At 75.2% G+C, this 17,627-nt stretch carries 18 protein-coding genes; 8 read left to right on the top strand and 10 right to left on the bottom strand.

Annotation, left to right across the window (positions count from 1 at the left end):
* Positions 1 to 17 precede the first annotated feature (17 nt).
* Positions 18 to 800 (bottom strand): aldo/keto reductase, encoded by a 783-nt coding sequence (locus ACLQ2W_RS32385; protein WP_425791522.1) that lies wholly within the window; start codon positions 798 to 800, stop codon positions 18 to 20.
* 70 nt (positions 801 to 870) lie between these two features.
* Between ACLQ2W_RS32385 and ACLQ2W_RS32380 the strand changes: the two genes are divergently transcribed.
* Both ACLQ2W_RS32380 and ACLQ2W_RS32375 read left to right on the top strand, forming a co-directional pair.
* Complete coding sequence (locus ACLQ2W_RS32380; protein ID WP_425791520.1) at positions 871 to 1,905, top strand: DNA polymerase ligase N-terminal domain-containing protein; 1,035 nt, start codon at positions 871 to 873, stop codon at positions 1,903 to 1,905.
* Between the two features lie 8 nt (positions 1,906 to 1,913).
* Complete coding sequence (locus ACLQ2W_RS32375) at positions 1,914 to 3,095, top strand: threonine synthase (protein WP_425791518.1); 1,182 nt, start codon at positions 1,914 to 1,916, stop codon at positions 3,093 to 3,095.
* A 34-nt stretch (positions 3,096 to 3,129) separates the two neighbouring features.
* On the opposite strand, the gene ACLQ2W_RS32370 is transcribed toward ACLQ2W_RS32375, so the two are convergent.
* From ACLQ2W_RS32370 to ACLQ2W_RS32360, 3 genes are all read right to left on the bottom strand, one after another.
* Positions 3,130 to 3,522 (bottom strand): cupin domain-containing protein, encoded by a 393-nt coding sequence (locus tag ACLQ2W_RS32370; RefSeq protein ID WP_281936127.1) that lies wholly within the window; start codon positions 3,520 to 3,522, stop codon positions 3,130 to 3,132.
* A gap of 250 nt (positions 3,523 to 3,772) precedes the next feature.
* Positions 3,773 to 4,177 carry a hypothetical protein gene (locus ACLQ2W_RS32365; protein WP_425791516.1) on the bottom strand — a complete coding sequence of 135 codons (405 nt, stop codon included), beginning with the start codon at positions 4,175 to 4,177 and terminating at the stop codon, positions 3,773 to 3,775.
* Positions 4,178 to 4,343: 166 nt separating this feature from the next.
* Positions 4,344 to 4,811 (bottom strand): septum formation initiator, encoded by a 468-nt coding sequence (locus tag ACLQ2W_RS32360; protein WP_425791514.1) that lies wholly within the window; start codon positions 4,809 to 4,811, stop codon positions 4,344 to 4,346.
* A gap of 103 nt (positions 4,812 to 4,914) precedes the next feature.
* Between ACLQ2W_RS32360 and ACLQ2W_RS32355 the strand changes: the two genes are divergently transcribed.
* Positions 4,915 to 5,607 carry a response regulator transcription factor gene (locus tag ACLQ2W_RS32355; protein ID WP_405092669.1) on the top strand — a complete coding sequence of 231 codons (693 nt, stop codon included), beginning with the start codon at positions 4,915 to 4,917 and terminating at the stop codon, positions 5,605 to 5,607.
* The gene (locus ACLQ2W_RS32350) at positions 5,604 to 6,884 is read left to right on the top strand and encodes an ATP-binding protein (protein ID WP_425791512.1); all 1,281 of its coding nucleotides are present in this window, start codon (positions 5,604 to 5,606) and stop codon (positions 6,882 to 6,884) included. Before ACLQ2W_RS32355 ends, ACLQ2W_RS32350 begins: the two co-directional genes overlap by 4 nt.
* Positions 6,885 to 6,896: 12 nt before the next feature.
* On the opposite strand, the gene ACLQ2W_RS32345 is transcribed toward ACLQ2W_RS32350, so the two are convergent.
* Entirely contained in the window at positions 6,897 to 7,667 is a 771-nt protein-coding gene (locus tag ACLQ2W_RS32345) for a maleylpyruvate isomerase family mycothiol-dependent enzyme (RefSeq protein ID WP_425791510.1), read from the bottom strand.
* A gap of 152 nt (positions 7,668 to 7,819) precedes the next feature.
* Between ACLQ2W_RS32345 and ACLQ2W_RS32340 the strand changes: the two genes are divergently transcribed.
* Positions 7,820 to 8,470, top strand: a complete 651-nt coding sequence (locus ACLQ2W_RS32340) for a PepSY domain-containing protein (RefSeq protein ID WP_425791508.1) — start codon at positions 7,820 to 7,822, stop codon at positions 8,468 to 8,470.
* 51 nt (positions 8,471 to 8,521) lie between these two features.
* Here ACLQ2W_RS32340 and ACLQ2W_RS32335 read toward each other — a convergent pair whose 3' ends face one another.
* On the bottom strand, positions 8,522 to 9,874 hold the full coding sequence (locus ACLQ2W_RS32335) for a cellulose binding domain-containing protein (protein ID WP_425791506.1): 1,353 nt from the start codon (positions 9,872 to 9,874) through the stop codon (positions 8,522 to 8,524).
* 185 nt (positions 9,875 to 10,059) lie between these two features.
* On the opposite strand from ACLQ2W_RS32335, the gene ACLQ2W_RS32330 reads away from it, so the two are divergent.
* Entirely contained in the window at positions 10,060 to 11,163 is a 1,104-nt protein-coding gene (locus tag ACLQ2W_RS32330) for a beta family protein (protein ID WP_425791504.1), read from the top strand.
* A 1-nt stretch (position 11,164) separates the two neighbouring features.
* Here the strand turns inward: ACLQ2W_RS32330 and ACLQ2W_RS32325 are convergent, their stop codons facing one another.
* On the bottom strand, positions 11,165 to 11,446 hold the full coding sequence (locus tag ACLQ2W_RS32325) for an iron-sulfur cluster biosynthesis family protein (RefSeq protein WP_281936147.1): 282 nt from the start codon (positions 11,444 to 11,446) through the stop codon (positions 11,165 to 11,167).
* Positions 11,447 to 11,679: 233 nt separating this feature from the next.
* Here ACLQ2W_RS32325 and ACLQ2W_RS32320 point away from each other — a divergent pair, with 233 nt between their 5' ends.
* Together ACLQ2W_RS32320 and dacB are read left to right on the top strand one after the other, a co-directional pair.
* Positions 11,680 to 12,396: an MIP/aquaporin family protein gene (locus ACLQ2W_RS32320; protein ID WP_425791501.1), complete on the top strand. Its 717-nt coding sequence runs from the start codon at positions 11,680 to 11,682 to the stop codon at positions 12,394 to 12,396.
* 64 nt (positions 12,397 to 12,460) lie between these two features.
* Positions 12,461 to 14,044 (top strand): D-alanyl-D-alanine carboxypeptidase/D-alanyl-D-alanine endopeptidase, encoded by a 1,584-nt coding sequence (gene dacB / locus ACLQ2W_RS32315; protein WP_425791499.1) that lies wholly within the window; start codon positions 12,461 to 12,463, stop codon positions 14,042 to 14,044.
* Between the two features lie 21 nt (positions 14,045 to 14,065).
* Here the strand turns inward: dacB and ACLQ2W_RS32310 are convergent, their stop codons facing one another.
* The 3 genes from ACLQ2W_RS32310 to ACLQ2W_RS32300 form a co-directional block, all read right to left on the bottom strand.
* Entirely contained in the window at positions 14,066 to 14,377 is a 312-nt protein-coding gene (locus tag ACLQ2W_RS32310; RefSeq protein ID WP_107162369.1) for a hypothetical protein, read from the bottom strand.
* A 130-nt stretch (positions 14,378 to 14,507) separates the two neighbouring features.
* Positions 14,508 to 15,386 carry a hypothetical protein gene (locus ACLQ2W_RS32305; protein ID WP_425791497.1) on the bottom strand — a complete coding sequence of 293 codons (879 nt, stop codon included), beginning with the start codon at positions 15,384 to 15,386 and terminating at the stop codon, positions 14,508 to 14,510.
* A 167-nt stretch (positions 15,387 to 15,553) separates the two neighbouring features.
* A complete protein-coding gene (locus tag ACLQ2W_RS32300) occupies positions 15,554 to 16,390 on the bottom strand; it encodes a hypothetical protein (protein WP_425791495.1) in 837 nt (278 codons plus the stop codon).
* Positions 16,391 to 17,627 lie beyond the last annotated feature (1,237 nt).

Here is a 17,627-nt window from a genome sequence, read left to right as displayed (position 1 = left end):
CCTTCCGGTACGCCGGATCAGCCGCCGAGCGCGTCGATGTCGCGCATCTCCTCGGCGGTCAGCGAGAACCCGAACACGTCGGCGTTGGCCCGGATCCGCTCCGGCGTGACCGACTTCGGGATCACCACGATCTCGTGGTCGATGTGCCAGCGCAGCACCACCTGGGCCGGCGAGACGTCGTGCGCCTGGGCGATGCGCACCAGCACCGGGTCGGACAGGTCGCTGGTCTTGAACGGGCTGTAGCCCTCCAGCACGACGCCCCGGTCCCGGTGCGCGGCGTGCGTCTGCCGGTCGTACAGCGACGGGCTCCAGCGGATCTGGTTGACCGCGGGCGTCTCCTCGGTGGCCTGGATCAGCTCGTCGAGCTGCGCGGTCGAGTAGTTGCTCACCCCGACGGCGCGGGCCAGGTTCTCGTCCCGGGCGGCCAGCATCTCCCGCCAGACCGGGATGCTGTCGCCGGGCGCGGACGGCGGCCAGTGCACCAGCCACAGATCGACGTACCCGGTGCCCAGCGCCGCCAGGCTCGCCTCGAGAGTCTCCCGTTCCCGGCCCACCCGGTCCGGCGGCAGCTTCGTGGTGATGAACAGGTCCTCGCGGCGCAGCCCGCTCTCGGCGACCGCGCGCCCGACCTCCTTCTCGTTGCCGTACATCGTGGCGGTGTCGAGGTGCCGGTAGCCGGCGTCCAACGCGGCGAGCACTGCTTGGTAGCCGTCCTCGCCGGTGGCCTGCCAGGTGCCGAAGCCGAGGATCGGGATCCGGACGTCGCCGGGAAGCGGAAGGGTGGGCTGGTCGAGGTCCATGTCGACCGTTCTACCCCGCAACGCGGTCGCCATGCCGGCGCGCGCGCCGGGTATGCCGGAGAATACGGCTGTGGCGGACCGGCTGGAGGAGTACCGGCGGAAGCGGGACGCGGCGCGTACCCCGGAGCCGGTGCCCGAGCGGCCCCCGGCGCGGAAGCGGGCCGCGCGGCGCGCGCCCCGCTTCGTCATCCAGCAGCACCACGCCCGCAGCCTGCACTGGGACCTGCGGCTGGAGCACGACGGCGTGCTGGCCTCCTGGGCGGTGCCGCGCGGCCTGCCCCGCGACCCGGGCCGCAACCACCTCGCCGTGCACACCGAGGACCACCCGATGGAATACCTGACGTTCCACGGGGAGATCCCGGCCGGCGAGTACGGCGGCGGGCGGATGACCGTGCACGACACCGGCACCTACCGCGCCGAGAAGTGGCGCGACGACGAGGTGATCGTGGTGCTCGACGGCGCGCGCACCAAGGGCCGGTACGTCCTGTTCGCCACCGGCGGCCGGGGTCGGGACTGGATGGTCCGCCGCACCGACCCGGCGCCGGCGGGTTGGACGCCGATGCCCGAGCTGGTCCGCCCGATGCGCGCCACCGAGGGCGGCCGGCTGCCGCGCGACGCCGCCGCCTGGGGGTACGAGCCGCGCTGGGCGGGCGTGCGGGCGATGGCGTACGTCTCCGGCGGCCGGCTCCGGCTGCTCGACGGCGACGACACGGAGATCACCGGCGACCATCCCTGGCTGCGGGCCATGGCCGAGGAACTGGCCCCCACCGAGGTGGTGCTGGACGGGGTGCTGGTGCGCATCGACCCGGCCGGGCGGGTCAAGCCGCCCACCAAGCGGGACGGTCAGTTCCTCGCCGTCGACCTGCTCTGGCTGGAGGGCGTGTCCAGCCTCGACGTGCCGTACGCGCAACGCCGCGACCTGCTCGACGGTCTGGCGCTCACCGGCCCGCACTGGCAGACTCCGCCGTGGTTCCCGGGGGTCGGCGCGGACGCCCTGCGGGCCGCCCGAGAGCAGCGGCTCCCCGGAGTGGTGGCGAAGCGCCTCGACTCCCCGTACGAGCCGGGCCGGCGCAGCCGGCACTGGCTGAGCATCGACGCGAGCTGAGGACCACCGTGCACCTGACGCACCTGGAGTGCCCGCGCTGCGGCCTGGAACACCCGGCCGACAAGCTGCAGAACCTGTGCGACTGCGGGTCCCCGCTGCTGGCCCGCTACGACCTGGCCGCGGTGGCCGCCACCGTGACACCGGAGCAGTTCGGGCTCCGCCCGGCCGACCTGTGGCGTTACCGGGAACTGCTGCCGGTGGCCGATCCGCGGTTCGTCACCACGCTGGGCGAGGGCTGGACGCCGATGTGGCACGCCCGGGCGTACGGCCACGAGATCGGCGTGGCGGAGCTGATCGTCAAGGACGAGGGGCTCACCCCGACCGGGTCGTTCAAGGCGCGCGGCGCGGCGGTCGGCGTGAGCCGGGCGAAGGAGCTGGGCGTCGAGCGGATCGCCATGCCGACCAACGGCAACGCGGGCGCGGCCTGGGCGACGTACGCGGCCCGGGCCGGGATGGGCGCGACGATCGCCATGCCGCTGGCCGCGCCGACCATCTGCCGGCAGGAGTGCCTCGCCGCCGGCGCGGACCTGCGGCTGGTCGACGGGCTGATCAACGACGCCGGCCGGGAGATCGCCGCGCTGGTCGCCGGTTCGGGCGGGCGGATCTTCGACGCCGGCACGCTGCGCGAGCCGTACCGCCTCGAGGGCAAGAAGACCATGGGGTACGAGATCGTCGAGCAGCTCGGCTGGCAGGTGCCCGACGTCATCATCTACCCCACCGGCGGCGGCGTCGGGCTGATCGGCATCCACAAGGCGTTGCACGAGCTGCGCGAGCTGGGCTGGGTGGAGGACAAGCTGCCCCGGCTGGTGGCCGTGCAGTCCACCGGCTGCGCGCCGATCGTGCGCGCGTTCGCGGCCGGCGAGGCGCGCGCCACCCCGTGGCGGGACGCGCACACGCTCGCGTTCGGCATCACCGTGCCGGCCCCGCTCGGCGACGAGCTGGTGCTGACCGCGTTGCGGGACAGCGCCGGCACCGCGATCGCCGTGGACGACGCGGAGATCGTCGCCGACCTGCGCGACTTCGCCGCCCGGGAGGGGCTGCTGCTCTGCCCGGAGGGCGCGGCCTGCCTGACCGCCGCCCGGCACCTGCGCGCCGGCGGCTGGATCCGCCCCGGTGAGCGCGTCGTCGTCCTCAACACCGGCGCCGGCCTCAAATACCCCGGCCTGGTGCAAGGCGGGGCCCCTTCTTAACGCTTCAGGTATAGGAGGGGCCCCTTCTTAACAGTCAGGACGTCGGCGGCTCGTCCTCGCCGGCCTCCTCGGCGGCGTCCGCCTCCTCCTTCGTCTTGTGCACCGCGCCGTCGGCGTGCTCCGGCGGGCCGTAGACGGTATAGAGCACCAACGGGTTGGGCCCGGTGTTGACGAAGTTGTGCTTCGTGCCGGACGGCACGACCACCAGGTCGCCGGCGACGACCTCCTTCTTCTCGCCGGCCACCCGCGCCTCGCCGGTGCCGCTGACGAACGTGAGGATCTGGTCGATGCCCTCGTGGACCTCCTCGCCGATCTCGCCGCCCGGCGGGATGGTCATGATGACCAACTGCGTGTGCTCCCCGGTCCAGAGCACGCGGCGGAAATCGGGACTCTTCTCGGCGACGGTCGCGATCGTGAAATGCTCCATGGCCCGCTCATACCCCGTTCGTGTGCCCACCACGCCGGGACTGGCAGATGGTGGAATTCCCCACGCCGGTCAGGTTTGGACCCCCGCCGGAGGGGCATCAGCAGAAGACAAGACCGGTTGCGAGCTGGGCCGGTCGAGCCAGGTCCCCGCTGACGTACCGCCGCACGGCTGCGACGGTGGGAGACGGCCAGAGCGCGGCGACGTGACGACCGGACGGTCGTGCGGCGCCGCGCGCTCGTGTCCGGCCCGCTCAGGCGAGCACGGCCAGGTGGAACGGCCGGTCCGCGTGCCCGCTCAAGGCGTGCGTCTCGACGAAGACCGCGTTGGCGATGCCGGCCCGGGGGGCCACCGTGATGACGCCCTGCTGGGCGAGCCCGCCCCCGTTGGCGGGGCCGACGGTCCCGACGTAGGCCGCTCCGGCGACGTCCTGGTCGAAGGCCACCTGGTACATCCCGGCGGCGAGCCGGGTGGCCGAGGTGGCGCCCAGGCCGCGGACCAGCGTGCCGTTCGCGTCGACGACGGCGAACAACACCCGGGCGGTCGGCGGCAGCCCGGCCGACGAGCACGAGTCGATCTGCGCGTCGACGTGCGCGGCCTCCCGTGCGCTCGGGGTGGGCTGGCCGGTCGCTCCCCTCCTCGATCTGGGGCTGGACATGGTCGTCCTCTCTCCTGCCGGTACGCCGGCAGGAGGCGTTCGTGGTGCGCCGAGCGATCCGCGACGATCACTCCCCTGCTTCTCGAAGCTATGCCGCCCCACCGCCCACCAACCAGCGACAGCGCTGTCCGATCTTGGACAGTCAGCGGCTCTGAGCTGCGAATACTCAGTCCTCCGGGTCCCGTGTCGGCACTCCGCCCCGGCAGCGCAGCCGCACCTCGTACTCCCGGCCACCGCCCACGAAACGGACCTCGACGTGGTCGTCGGGCCCCCGGTCGGCGTCCTTCGTCAGGTACCCGGGCGCCGGGGACGACGCCACCACGCGGACGCCGCCCGGCCCGCACTCGGCGAGCACGCTGCCGCCGTCCGTCACGAAGCCCCGCTGGGCGCCGGTCGGCGTCGCGGCGCCGGACCGCGTCCCGGTCTGCGTCGCGACCGGGCTCACGCTCGTCGCGCCACCCGCCCCCGGATCGGGTACGGCGAGCGCGCGGGCGACGTCCCGCTCGGTCCGCACCCCGCCCGCGGTGCCGGTGATGCCCGCGCCGGCCAGGTCGACGGCGGCCAGCCCGACGAGCGTGGCCGCCACGGTCGTGGCCAGCCAGCCGGTGACGGCGAGGAGGGTACGGCGATCCATGCCCCGAGTCTGCCCCGCGCCGGGTCGGGGCGGTCGTAGGGCGACGCTAAGGTCCGGTTAACGGACCCCGTCGCCGGCCCGCCGAACGGCTACCCTCCCTTGCGTGGCGCGCCTGCTGCTCATCGAGGACGACCTGACCATCCGCACTCCGCTGCTGCGCGCCCTCCGGGAGTACGGGCACGCCGTCGCCGCGGCGTCGACCGCCCTGGGCGGGCTGCGTGACGCCCTGGACGACCGGCCCGACCTGGTCGTGCTCGACCTCGGGCTGCCCGATCTGGACGGCGCCGAGCTGCTGCGGATGCTGCGCGCGGTCAGCACGGTGCCGGTCGTGGTGGCGACCGCCCGCGACGACGAGGTGGAGATCGTGCGCCTGCTCGACGCCGGCGCGGACGACTACCTGGTGAAGCCGTTCACCGCCGCGCAACTGGACGCGCGGGTCCGCGCGGTGCTGCGCCGCTCGGCCGGCGGCGGCGCGACGGAGGCGGCGCTGGTGCTCGGCGGGCTCCGGATCGACAGGCGGTCCCGGCAGGTCACGCTGGACGGCACGCCGGTGGAGCTGACCCCACGCGAGTTCGACCTGCTGCACCACCTCGCCGGCCGCCCCGGGCAGGTCGTCACCAAGCGGGAGCTGCTGACCGAGGTCTGGCGGATCCCGTACGGCGGCGCCGACAAGACGGTCGACGTGCACCTGTCCTGGCTGCGCCGCAAGCTCGGCGAGAGCGCCCAGGCGCCCCGCTACCTGCACACGGTGCGCGGCGTGGGGGTACGGCTCGACGTGCCGGAGCAGGACCGGTGAGGCGCCGGCTGACCCTGCTGGTCGCGGCCGTCGGGGTGCTCGTCATGGTCGCGTTCCTGGTGCCGCTGGCCGTGCTGGTGCGCACCGTCGCCGCGGACCGCGCGACCGCCCGGGCCACCGCCGACGTGCAGCTCCTGGTCACCGTGGTCGGCACCGCCACGCCGGAGACCGTCCGGCTGACCGTGGACCAGCTCGCCGTCGACACCGGCCGTGAGGTGAGCGTTTTCCTCGCCGACGGCACGGTGCTCGGCGCGCCGGCGCCGCGTACCCCGGCGGTCACGCTGGCCGCCCGGGGGCAGAGCCTGACCGTCGAGTCCGCCGCCGGGCGGGAGGTGGTGGTCGCGGTGCAGGGCCGCCCGGAGGGGACCGGGGTGATCCGTACGCTGGTCCCCCGCGCCGAACTGACCGCCGGGGTGACCCGCGCCTGGCTGGTGTTGGCGCTGCTCGGCGCGCTGCTCGTGCTGGTCGGCCTGGTGGTCGCCGACCGGCTGGCCGGCACGCTGGTCCGGCCGATCACGGCGCTGTCCGCCGTCTCGCACCGGCTCGCCAACGCGGAGTTGGACGCGCGTGTCGAACCGGCCGGGCCGGCCGAGTTGCGCGAGGTGGCGGGCGCGTTGAACCACCTGGCCGAGCGGATCCAGATCCTGCTGCGCGAGGAGCGCGAACAGGTGGCCGACCTGTCCCACCGGCTGCGTACCCCGTTGACGGCACTGCGGCTGGAGGCCGAGTCGTTGCGCGACCCGGACGACGCGGCCCGGCTGACCGCGGCGGCGGACGGGCTGGAGCGGGCGGTGACCGGGGTGATCCAACGGGCCCGGTGGCGCAGCGGCACGGCGGCCACCGGCGGGGGCTGCGACGCGGCCACCGTGGTCGGCGAGCGGGTGACGTTCTGGTCGGTGCTCGCGGAGGACACCGGCCGGACCGTGACGCTCGACCTCGCCCCCGGCCCGCTGCCGGTGCGGCTGAGCGGTGACGAGCTGGCCGCCGCCGTGGACGCGTTGCTGGGCAACGTCTTCGCCCACACGCCCGACGGCACCCCGTTCACGGTGCGGCTCGCGGCGGAGCCGGACCGGGTGGCGCTCACCGTGGCCGACGCCGGCCCGGGGCTGCCGCCCGGCCCGGTGCGACGCGGCGCCAGCCGGGCCGGGTCGACCGGGCTCGGTCTGGACATCGCCGAGCGGGCCGCCCGCGCGAGCGGCGGTGGGCTGGAGTTGTCGGCCGCCGCCGGTGGCGGAGCCCGGGTGGTGCTCCGGCTCGGTGCCGCGCCGTCTGCCTGACGGCCCCGCGCCCTACTCCGGCTCCCACTCGACGAGCTTGTCGAACAGGCCCCGGTCGCCGTCGATCTTCAGCGCGTCCAGCGGGATGCGGCCGTAGAAGGACAGCACCAGGTCGCCGGCCGTGCCGTGGGCGGCGGCGTCGGCCGGGCCCACTCCGACAGCCGGATCGGGCAGTCGGGCGGCGGTCACCCCGTCGGCGGAGAGCGACTGACGCCAGGAGCGGCCCTCGGTGCTGTGGTAGTCGACGGCGGCGGGCCCGTGCGGCCACCCGGCCGTGGTGGTGCAGCAGGTGAACAGGAACTCCTCCACCCCGTCGAGTGCCACCTCGACCGGCAGCGGCTGCGCGGCGCCCACGGTGAGCTGGGCGTCGTAGGTGTGCACCGCGACCTCCTGGAGCTGGTGCCGGGCCACCGCGCCACAGGTCGACGGCGACTGCGACGTCCCCCACCAGGTCCAACAGCCGCGCTCCGGGCCGGCCGCCCGCAGCGCGTCCAGGAGCTGCCGCGTCGACGTGGCCAGCCAGTCCAGCAGCGCGGCACGATCCCGGGGCGCGGGCGGGCCGGCCGGCACCACCTTGGCCGGGGCGCCCGGCCCGGCGGCCACCGTGGCGGCCCAGGAGCGGCGCCCCTCGCCCAGGTGCCGGGCCAGGTCGAACAGTGTCCACTCCGGACAGGTCGGCACCTGGACGTCCAGGTCGGGCGCGGCGGCGACCGCCGCCCGGAACGCGGTCGACCGTTCGTCGATCATCCGCAGCAACTCGGGAAACTCCAGCGTCTCGGACACCCCGGCTGTCTACCACCGGGCTCCGGCGACGGACAGCGATTTTCCGGCCGACGACGACCACGCGCCTTAACCCGGCGTTGTCTGTCGGCTAGCGCGGCCCCGACCGTCCGGCGCGCAGTCTCGACGACACGAACCGAGGAAAGGTGGCAACCATGCGACGTACCTCCCTGATGCTGGCGGCGGCCGGTGGAGTCGCCGTGCTGGCGGTGACCGGCGCGGCGCTCGGCACGACCGCGGCGGACCGGTCGACCGGCCGCACCGCCCCGGCCGCCGTGACCGTCGAGGACAACCCGGCCCGGACGGGCGCGGGCGGTGAGGACAACCCGGCCCGGTCGGCGACCGGCGGCGGGGACGACCGGGCCCACCGGGGCACGGCCGACGACGACCGGGCCCCGGCGGGCACCGGCCGGGAGGACAACCCGGCCCGTCGGGGTACGGACGACGACGCGGGTCCGGCACGGGCGGCCGGCGGCACGGTGAGCCGGCAGCGCGCCGCCGAGGTGGCGTTGGCCCGCGCCGGGGGTGGCCGGGTCACCGAGATCGAGGCGGAGACCGAGCACGGCCGACCGGCGTGGAGCGTCAAGGTCACCCGCGACGGCTGGCGTCACGAGGTCAAGGTCGACCGGGCGACCGGCGCCGTGCTGGAGGCCGAACGGCAGCGGGCCGGCACGGACGACCGCGGTGGGCGGGACGACCGCGGTGGACGCGACGACCGCGGTGGACGCGACGACCGGGGTGGGCGCGACGACCACGGTTCGCACGGCGGGGACGACGACCACGGTCGCCACGGCGACGACGACTGAACACCGGCCGGGGCCGGGTGCGGAGCGGATCCGCGCCCGGCCCCGCGGTGGTCACCGCAGCGTGCAGCTCAGCTCGGTCGGCGGCTGGTTGTCGCCGGAGACGACCAGGCCCCAACTGGTGGTGCCGCCGGCCGGCAACGCACCGTTCCAGGACGCGTTCGTCGCGGTCACCCGCGCGCCGGACTGCGTCGCGCCGGCGTTCCAGGCGTTCACCAGCCGCTGCCCACCGGCGAAGGCGACCTCGGTGCGCCAGCCGGTGGCGGCGGACGTACCGGTGTTGCGGACCGTCACCTCGGCCTGGAAACCGCCGGCCCACGCGCCGGTGACCGTCCACGCCGCCGCGCACCCCGCTCCGGATGGACCCGGCGACGCGGTCGGACCCGGCGACGCGGTCGGACTCGGTGACGCCGTCGGGCTCGGTGACGCGGTCGGGCTCGGCGACCCGGTCGGCGGGGCCGTCGGACCGTCCGACGTGGTGTAGCTGACCGGCGTGTACGCGGCGGAGCAGGTGCCGCCGCACGAGGCCGGCAGCGCGAACCGGTACACCCGGCCGCCGCCCACCAGCGCGCCGGTGACGTCCCGCACCCGGATCTGGAAGTCGACGCCGCCGGCGGTGGTGGCGCCGAGCACGTACGACTGGCCCATGTCGCTGTTCATGGTGGCGGCCCGCCACACCCCGTCGGCCAGGTACTCCACCCCGTGGATGCCGTTGGGCAGGTGGGACACCGCGATGGCCGGCCAGTACCGCTGGGCGCCGCGCAGGAACGCGATCCGGAGGTCACCGGAGTAGCCGGGCGCCGGCACGAACGACCAGGAGACCTGCCGGTTGTTCCAGTGGCTCGGATAGAGGTCACCGACCGGGACGCCGCCGCGCGCGAAGCGGTTCACCGAGGCGGTGGACAGGTCCAGGTGGTTCCGGTCGTCCCGGCACCAGGCGTTGCCGTCGCCGCAGGAGTCGGCGACCACCATGGTCAGGGTGGCGCCGTTGTAGCCGTCGGCGACCCAGGAGCCGTTGCGGCAGAACGGCTGGCCCGGCGCGCCGTCGTTGGTACCGGTACACCGGTCCCCGATGGTCACCCGGACGAACCGGCCGCAGTTCAGACCGTTGTTCCACAGCCCGATCCGGTCCGCCTGGTCCGGTGGCAGCGGCCGGACCGGATAGGACGTGTAGTCGCCGGGCAGGTCGTAGACGTTGAGCGCGACGAAGTCCGGCGAGTCCAGTTCGGACTGGGGCAGGCCGCAGCCGCCGTACGGGGAGCCGAGGCCGTCGAAGTGGGTGGCGTTGCCGGTCACCGGCGCGGGCGGGTCGTCGACCGCGAGCGCGGGCAGTTGACCGGCGACGAGCAGCGCGGCCGCGGCGGCGGTCAGGGCCGCGCCGAGCCGGAGGCGGGACTGCGGGGTCATGGGGGTGGGCCTTCCGGGCGGGCCGACCCGGGCACGGGGCGGCTGAGGGTGGTCATGGTTGCCCGTCCATGCCCGGCCGTGCCCGCGGAGACCATGCCACCACCGTGCCTCCGTCGTGTCAACGGGGACGCTGACCACCCGAAAGGAGGCGGTGACGGAGAGCAATCGAGCCGCTACATTGAAGTATGGTGTCCGCACCCGGCGGCTGGCCGCCGGACCCGGTCTACCGTCCCGTGCTGGCCGGCCGACGGGGCGAGTTGGAGGCCCTGGCTCACCTCGACGACGCCGCCGCCGCGCTGCTCGCCCCGATCGTCGACGTGCCGGCGGACGAGCCGGGCCCGGTGGAGGCGCTGCGCCGGCTGCCCGCCACGCTCCTGCCGGCCGTCGACGTGTCGGCGCTCCCGGACACCCCGGAACACGACCCGGTCCGCTGGGGCGTACCCCTGATGCCGGTGATCGGGCTCGCGGAGAGTGACCGGCGGCTGGGCGCGCACGGCGCGGCGGCCCGGGCCGGGGCGGGCCGGGCGGTGGTCCGGCTGCGGGTCGGGCCGGACCGGGTCGGCCCGGACGCCGCCACCGCCGCGGCGGAACGGGTGTGGCGGTCCGCCGGGCTGGTGCCGGAGCAGTGCGACCTGCTGCTGGACGCGGGCGACGTGTGCTGCCTGGCCGACGTCCGGCTGGCCGAGCCACGGGTACGACGCGCGGCGGAGTGGGCTCGGCGGCACGCCTGGCGCACGGTCACCGTGGCGGCGGGCGGGATGCCACCGGCGCTGTCCCGGCTCCCGGTCGACGAGCCGGTCCGCCTGGACCGCTACGACTGGCTGCTCTGGCAACGCCTGGCCGACCTGCGACTGGGTTACGCCGACTACGGGGTGGGGTGCGCGGTGCGCGACGCGGACGCGCCCGGTGACCGGTTGCCGACGCTGCGGTGGGCGGACGACGGCGCGTGGTGGATCTACCGCTGGTGCCGGCGGGGCGGCCGGGGCGACGAGCGCCTCGCCGACCTGTGCCGCACGCTGGTGGCCGCCCCGCACTGGCCGGCGGCCGGGTCGGGTTTCTCCTGGGGCGACCACGAGGTGTTGCGCCGGGCCCGGCGCGGCGCGGGTGCGGGTTCGCCGGCCAACTGGATCGCTTGGAGCACGTCCCACCACCTGGCCCACGTGCTGGCCGCGCTGGTCCGACCGGACCGGGAGCAGCGCGGCGGTTCGTGGCGGCCCGGCCAGGACGCGCCGGAGTGGGGGCGCGCCGGCCGGCCGCAGCGCGGCGGGGAGGCCCGCCGCGCCGGCTGAGTCACTCCTTCTCGGTGAAACCGAACTGGACCACGCCCTCCTCGTCCACCACCGCGTCGACCGAGGTGTCGTCGAGCAGCTCGGCGGCGTCCGGGTCCAGGAAGATCCGCGCCCCCTGGTCGTCGACCACCTGGTCGCCCTGCACGGGCGCCGGGACCAGCTCGATGGAGAGCGCGCCGGCCTCGGTGTCGGCGGCGATGCGCAGCCCACCCGCGTCGGCCACGTCCTGCTGGGCGGCGAGGTCACGGATCACCAGGACGGCGTTGTCGGTCATGGTCAGCATGGCGGAACTCCTCACGGCTGGTTTCTCGGATTCGCGGGCGACTCGGCCCACGCGGTCGGCTCGCGACCCGGAAGCGGACGAAACGCTGCTTCGCCGCAATAAGGGGGGCGGTCGGACGGCCCCTCACCACCCACCGTGCCCGCTGCCGGTGGATCCGTCAAATAGAGCCGGGTGATCGGGCGTGAGCAGCGGTTTCTCCCCCGACCCGGCCGGCCGCTCCCTATGCTCGGGGCATGGACGACCCGCGCAGGTACGTCGCCGAGTTCCTCGGCTCGCTGCTGCTGATCTTCTTCGGCGTGGGCAGCGCCGTCTTCGCCCGGGTCCAGGGTGGCGTGGTGGTGGTCGCCCTGGCCTTCGGCTTCACCATGCTGGCGCTGGTGTACACGATGGGGCCGCTCTCCGGCAGCCACATCAACCCGGCGGTGACCCTGGGCGTGCTGCTCTCCGGGAAGATCTCCCCGCTGGGCGCGGTGCTGTACTGGGTCGCGCAGTTCGCCGGCGCCACCGTCGCCGCGTTCGTGATCTGGGCGCTCACCCGATGGGGTGACGTGGTCGACCAGACCGGCGCGCTCGGCACCAACGGCTACGGCGCGCACATCAACCTGGGCGGCGCCGCCGTGCTGGAGACGGTGCTGACGTTCCTCTTCGTCCTGGTGGTGCTGGTGGTGACCGGGCGGGGCGAGCACGCCGCGTTCGCCGGGGTGCCGATCGGTCTCGCCCTGGCCGCCGCGCACCTGGTCGGCCTCACACTGGACGGCACCTCGGTCAACCCGGCGCGGTCGTTCGGTCCGGCCCTGTTCCAGGGCGGCACCGCGCTGCGCCAACTCTGGGTCTTCATCGTCTTCCCGCTGCTGGGCGGCGCACTCGCCGCCCTGGTCGCACCGCTGATCCTGCGTCCGGGAGCGGGCGGACCCGGGCCGGCGGAGCGGGTGGCCACGCCGCCGACCTGAGTTCGGCAATAACCTTTCGCCCCGGGCTCTTTCCCGCAGGAAAGCACCATGGCAGCATCTGCACATGCATCGTCGTCTCTTTCCCCGGGCGCTCGCGGCGCTGGTGCTGGTCGCCACCGCGGCCACCGCCGGCACCACCACCGCCACGGCCGACGCGCCCACCCCGGCGCAGACCCGGCTGCACGCGACCATCGACGCGATCCTCGCGGACAGCCGGCTCGACGGTGCGCAGGCGGGCGTGGTCGTGGTCGACACCACCACCGGCCGCACGCTCTACGACCGCAACGGGACCCGCCGGCTCGTCCCCGCCTCCAACACCAAGCTGCTCACCTCGACGGCGGCGATGGAACTGCTCGGCCCGGGGCACCGCTTCACCACCGACGTCAGCGCCGCCGGGCCGCGCCGCGCCGGGCTGCTCTCCGGCGACCTCTACCTGCGCGGCGGCGGCGACCCGACCATGCTCGCCGCGGACTACGACCGGCTCGCCGCGCAGGTCGCCGCCGCCGGCGTACGGGTGGTGACCGGTGACCTGGTCGCCGACGACACCCGCTACGACCGCACCCGGCTCGGTCCGGACTGGACCTGGGACGACGAGCCCTACTACTACGCCGCGCAGGTGTCCGCGCTGACCGTCGCGCCGGACACCGACTACGACGCCGGCACCGTGATCGTCGACGTCGCGCCGGGCGCGCGGGCCGGCGTCCGGCCGAAGGTCTCGATGACCCCGGACAACGGCTGGCTGCACATCGACAACCGGGCCGAGACGGTCACCGGCGGCGAGACCACCGTCTCCATCGAGCGGGAGCACGGGAGCAACACCGTCGTGGTGACCGGCCAGATCGCGGTCGGCCAGGCTGCCGAGAGCGACTGGGTGACGGTCTGGGAACCGACCGGGTACGCCGCCGACGTCTTCCGGTCGGCGTTGCGCCGGCACGGCGTACGGGTCCTCGGCCGGACCGTGCTCGGCACGTCCACCCCGGACACCGCCCGGCCGCTGGCGCGGCACGACTCGATGCCGCTGGCCGACCTCATGGTGCCGTTCCTCAAGCTCTCCAACAACGGGCACGCCGAGGTGCTCACCAAGGAGCTGGGCCGGATACTCTCCGGCTCCGGCACCTGGGCCGCCGGCCTGGCCGCGATCGGCGAGTACGTCGGCGACGCCGGAATGGACACCGGCACCCTGCGCCAGCGTGACGGCTCCGGTCTGTCCCGGCGCAACCTGATCCCGCCCGCCCAGTTCGTGACGCTACTCTCCGCGGTGCGCGCCGAGCCCTGGTTCGACACCTGGTACGCCGCGCTGCCGGTGGCCGGCAACGCCGACCGGCTCGTCGGCGGGACGCTGCGCAGCCGGATGACGGGCACCGCCGCCGCGAACAACGTGCACGCCAAGACCGGCAGCCTGACCGGCGCGTCCGGCCTCTCCGGCTACGTCACCGACGCCGACGGCCGGCTGCTGGCCTTCTCGATCGTGCTCAACAACTACCTGACCTCGTCGGTCAAGGGGCTGGAGGACCAGATCGCGATCGCGCTGGCCACGTACACCGAGAAGGAGACGGCGACCGCCCGGCGGACCGTGCCGACCGCACCGGACTCACCACGGGTGCCGGAGGGTCGGGAGTGCTCCTGGGTCAAGCCGGCGTTCTGCTGACCGACCCGCGCCGCCCGGCGTTCACGCGCCGGGCCGGTACGGGCGCGGAGCGGCGGCGGGGTCGCCCCGCTCGACCAGCGCGTCGATCTCGGCCGGCGGCAGCCCGCGCAGCGTGAGCACCCGCCGGCCCCAGCGGTGCAACCGGCACGGATGCGGGCTGGCGTCGTTGCGGCAGATGGTCCCGCCCGACCAGGACCGTGGCGCGTGCACCACCACCGCCCGCACCGCGAACTGGACGTCCTCCACGGTCACGTACGGCGGCAACGGGATGTCCCGCAACACACCGCGATCGGAGGACTGGCGGGCAGGGGCGAGAGGCGTGGGACGGCTCATCGGTCGAACCTCCACAAAGGATGGACGGAAGGGGACCTCGGAAAGGTACGTCGGTCGACCCGGCGCGCGACGGACAAACTGTCCCGACAGTTCAGCCGGGCACGACCCGCATCCGGGCGGCGTACGCGGATCAGCGCAGCGCGACGGCCTGGAGGCTGACGTTGCCGCACTGCCCGAGCGACTCCTCCACGGTCCAGCTCAGCAGCAGCTTCGCACCGCGCGGCGCGCGGAACCGGACGGTGAAGTCGGTGGTCAGCGCGGTGTGCGGGTCCTCCATCCGGAGCGTGCTGACCGGCCCACCGGCGATCCGCACGTCGAGCCGCCCACGGGCCATCCAGAGCCCGGCGAAGAGATGCACGGTGCGCGACTGCCCGTCGGCGGTCACCGCGAGACGGAAACCGCTGCCCCGGTCGCAGGTGTAGACCCCGGACATGGTGCCGCTGGCCGAGGCCACCGGCGCGCCGTCCCGCCAGGCGTACGCCTCCGGGTTGTTGCTGAAGCTCTCCCGCCGGCCCCGGCCGCCCTCGTCCCGGATCGCGCCGGAACCGCCCCGCTTGCGGACCGTCCGGTCGCCGCCGAGCAGCCCCCAGTGGACCCAGTCGACGGTGCCCACGGCGGTGAGGTCGACCGAGGCGGGCACCTCGGCCCGGCTGACCGCGACCGTCGGTGGCGCCATCGTGGACGGTGAGGGACTCGGGGACGGTGAGGGGCTCGGGGACGGCGGGCGCTGCCGGGGGCGCAGGCCGGGGGTGGCGACCGCGCCGTCGGCTTCGCCCGGCAGCCCGACCCGGCCGGTCGGCGCCACCGGCAGTGCCGCGCTCTCCTCGCGCGGCGCGTCGTGCCGCTCGGTGCCGAGGTAGGCCACCAGCGCCGCCAGGCAGAGGAACGCGGCCAGGCCCTCCAACGCCATCCGCCGCCGGCGTCGCAGCCGGCGCAGCGCGGACCGGGTACGCGGGCGGCCCTCCCGATGCGAGCCGGGGCCGGTTCGCGAACGGTCCTCCTCGCCCACCACACCTCCGCTTCGTCTCACGCGGCGCCGCCGGAAGCGGCCGGAGCGTGACGGGCTTCACGGTGTCACCGGCCGGCCGTTTGCGCCATATGTGAGCCGACGGGCGTTTCCCGTTCGTTACCAAGAGGTAGCAGAACGGACCCGTCGCCGTCCAGCCAAGCGGCGGGTCAGCTTACCGTGATCGCTTCCAGCGACACCCCGTCGTTCTGCCCGCCGGTCACGGCGAGCGCCCGCCAGGTGATCAGCAGCCGCTGGCCGCGAGGTGCCCGGAAGTGGACGACATACTGGTAGAAGCGGTCGCCCTGGGCCATGGCCACCTCCCGGATGGCCGGATCACCGCCGCCGGAGAGCGAGACGTCGAGCCGGGCCCCGGCCGAGAACACACCGACGAACAGCCGGACGGTCCGCAGGTCCCCGCTGCCGGCCACGCCGAGCGTGAACGACTTGCCGGCACCGCGCTGGAAGACGCCCGTCCGGGTGCCCTCCTGCCGCGCCGTCGGCGTGCCGTCCGTCCAGCTCAGGCCGGACACCCCGGCGTTGTGCTCCAGCCGGTCGCCGCCCGGGTCCTCGATCTCGCCGGTGCCGCGCTGCTTGCGCTGGACGCTGTCCGCGCCCGCGCCGCCCCAGTGCCGCCAGTCCCGCGCGCCGAGCAGGGTGAGCGACACCGCCGGCGGCACCGGCTCCTGATCCACCCCGAGCAGCGGGTCGCCGGGCAGCGCCGGATCACCTGTCACCGGCACCACCGTCGGGGGCGCCGCCGTCGGCGCCGGTGCCGGCGTCGTCGGCCCGGCGACCGGCACGGCCCCGCCACGCTCGGGCGGTGCCGGTGACCGGGCGGAGTACGCCAGCGCCACCACCGCCGCGGTCAGCGCGGCGGTGGCCAGCACGGCCCGCCGACGCCGACGCCGGCGGCGGGCCCGGGCAGCAGCGACCCGGGTGGCCCCGGCCTCGCTCGCGGGCCGCGCCGTATCCGGGCGGAGAGCCTGCCGAAGCCGGGTCGACACGCCCCGAACCGACACCGGTCCCAGCCGGACCGACGCCCCGCGCAGCCGAGCCGACGTTGATCCCAGCCGGACCGACATCCCTTCCCGTGGGACCGACGCCCCGCGCAGTCGAGCCGACGCCCCGCGCAGCCGGATCGCGAGCGGGCCGGCCAGGCCGGCGAGCCGGGTGCGGAGGCTCTCCGGCGCGGTGTGCCGGCCGGCCAGCGCCGGCGTCCCGTCCCCGAACGGGGCCCCGTCCGCCGCCCGCAGGCCGTCCCGCGCCCGCCGGGCGGCACGGTCCCGCCGCGCCGGCGACAGAGCCGGCAGCGGACCGGCCGGCCCTGGCCCAACCGGCCCGAGCCCGCCCGCTCCCGGCCCCGGTCCGCCCGTGCCGAGCCCGCCTGGCCCCAAGCCCGGTCCAACCGGACCGAGCCCAGCCGGTCCCGAGCCCGGTCCAGTCGGACCGAGCTCGCCCGGTCCTGGCCCGCCTTGTCCCGGTCCAACCGGACCGAGCCCAGCCGGCTGGGGCCCGCTCGGCCAGTGCCCGGCCGGGGCATGCCCGACCAGCGGGGCCGGCCCGGGCGCGTGCCCGCCGGACGCGGGGCCGAGCAGCGCGGGCCCGGTCGGCGCCGGCGCTGCTGCCGGTGCGGGTGCGGGTGCCGCATCGTCGATCGGGGAGACGCCCGGGACGGCCGGTTCCCACGCGCCGTCGTCCGGCTCGCCGGCAAGGCGACGCGGGGCGGCCGGCGGTTGCGGCGTGGCGACGGGCTCGACCGGCACGGCGGGCAGCCAACCTCCGACCCGCATTCCGGACTGCGTGAGTTCCTCCTCAGCCACCGCCCCTCCCTCGGCCGCCGGAGTCGGCGACCGTCACCGCGGCTCGCCGCAGGGCAGGATGACACATGCTTCGATCTCCGAGAAGCCGTCGACACGAACCAATTTCGGCGCCACCACCTCGGGCGTGTCGGCCGGGAGGAAGGATTCCGTGAGACGCGATATACCCGTGGGTCATAAATATGACACAGCGGTATATCGCTTCGGAGGAGTCGTCCTGGACGAGGCATAACGCACCGTGACGACCGGGGCCGGACCTCCAGCCGGCCGGGCCGAGCGCGTGACGGCACCGCACCGGCCCAGCGGGGCGGGGCGGGTGGGGTGCCGACGGAGGCGGGAGGAGCGGCCGGGACGCTCCTATGGTGCGTCAAGTGGTTGGGGTGGGTTTTCGAGGCGTCGGTAGAGGTCTCGGGCGATGTAGCGC

It is taken from the genome of Micromonospora sp. DT227 (assembly GCF_049841835.1).
Lineage (GTDB): Bacteria > Actinomycetota > Actinomycetes > Mycobacteriales > Micromonosporaceae > Micromonospora.
Note: the sequence above shows the minus strand (reverse complement) of the source record. Positions and strands in the feature narration are given on the sequence as shown.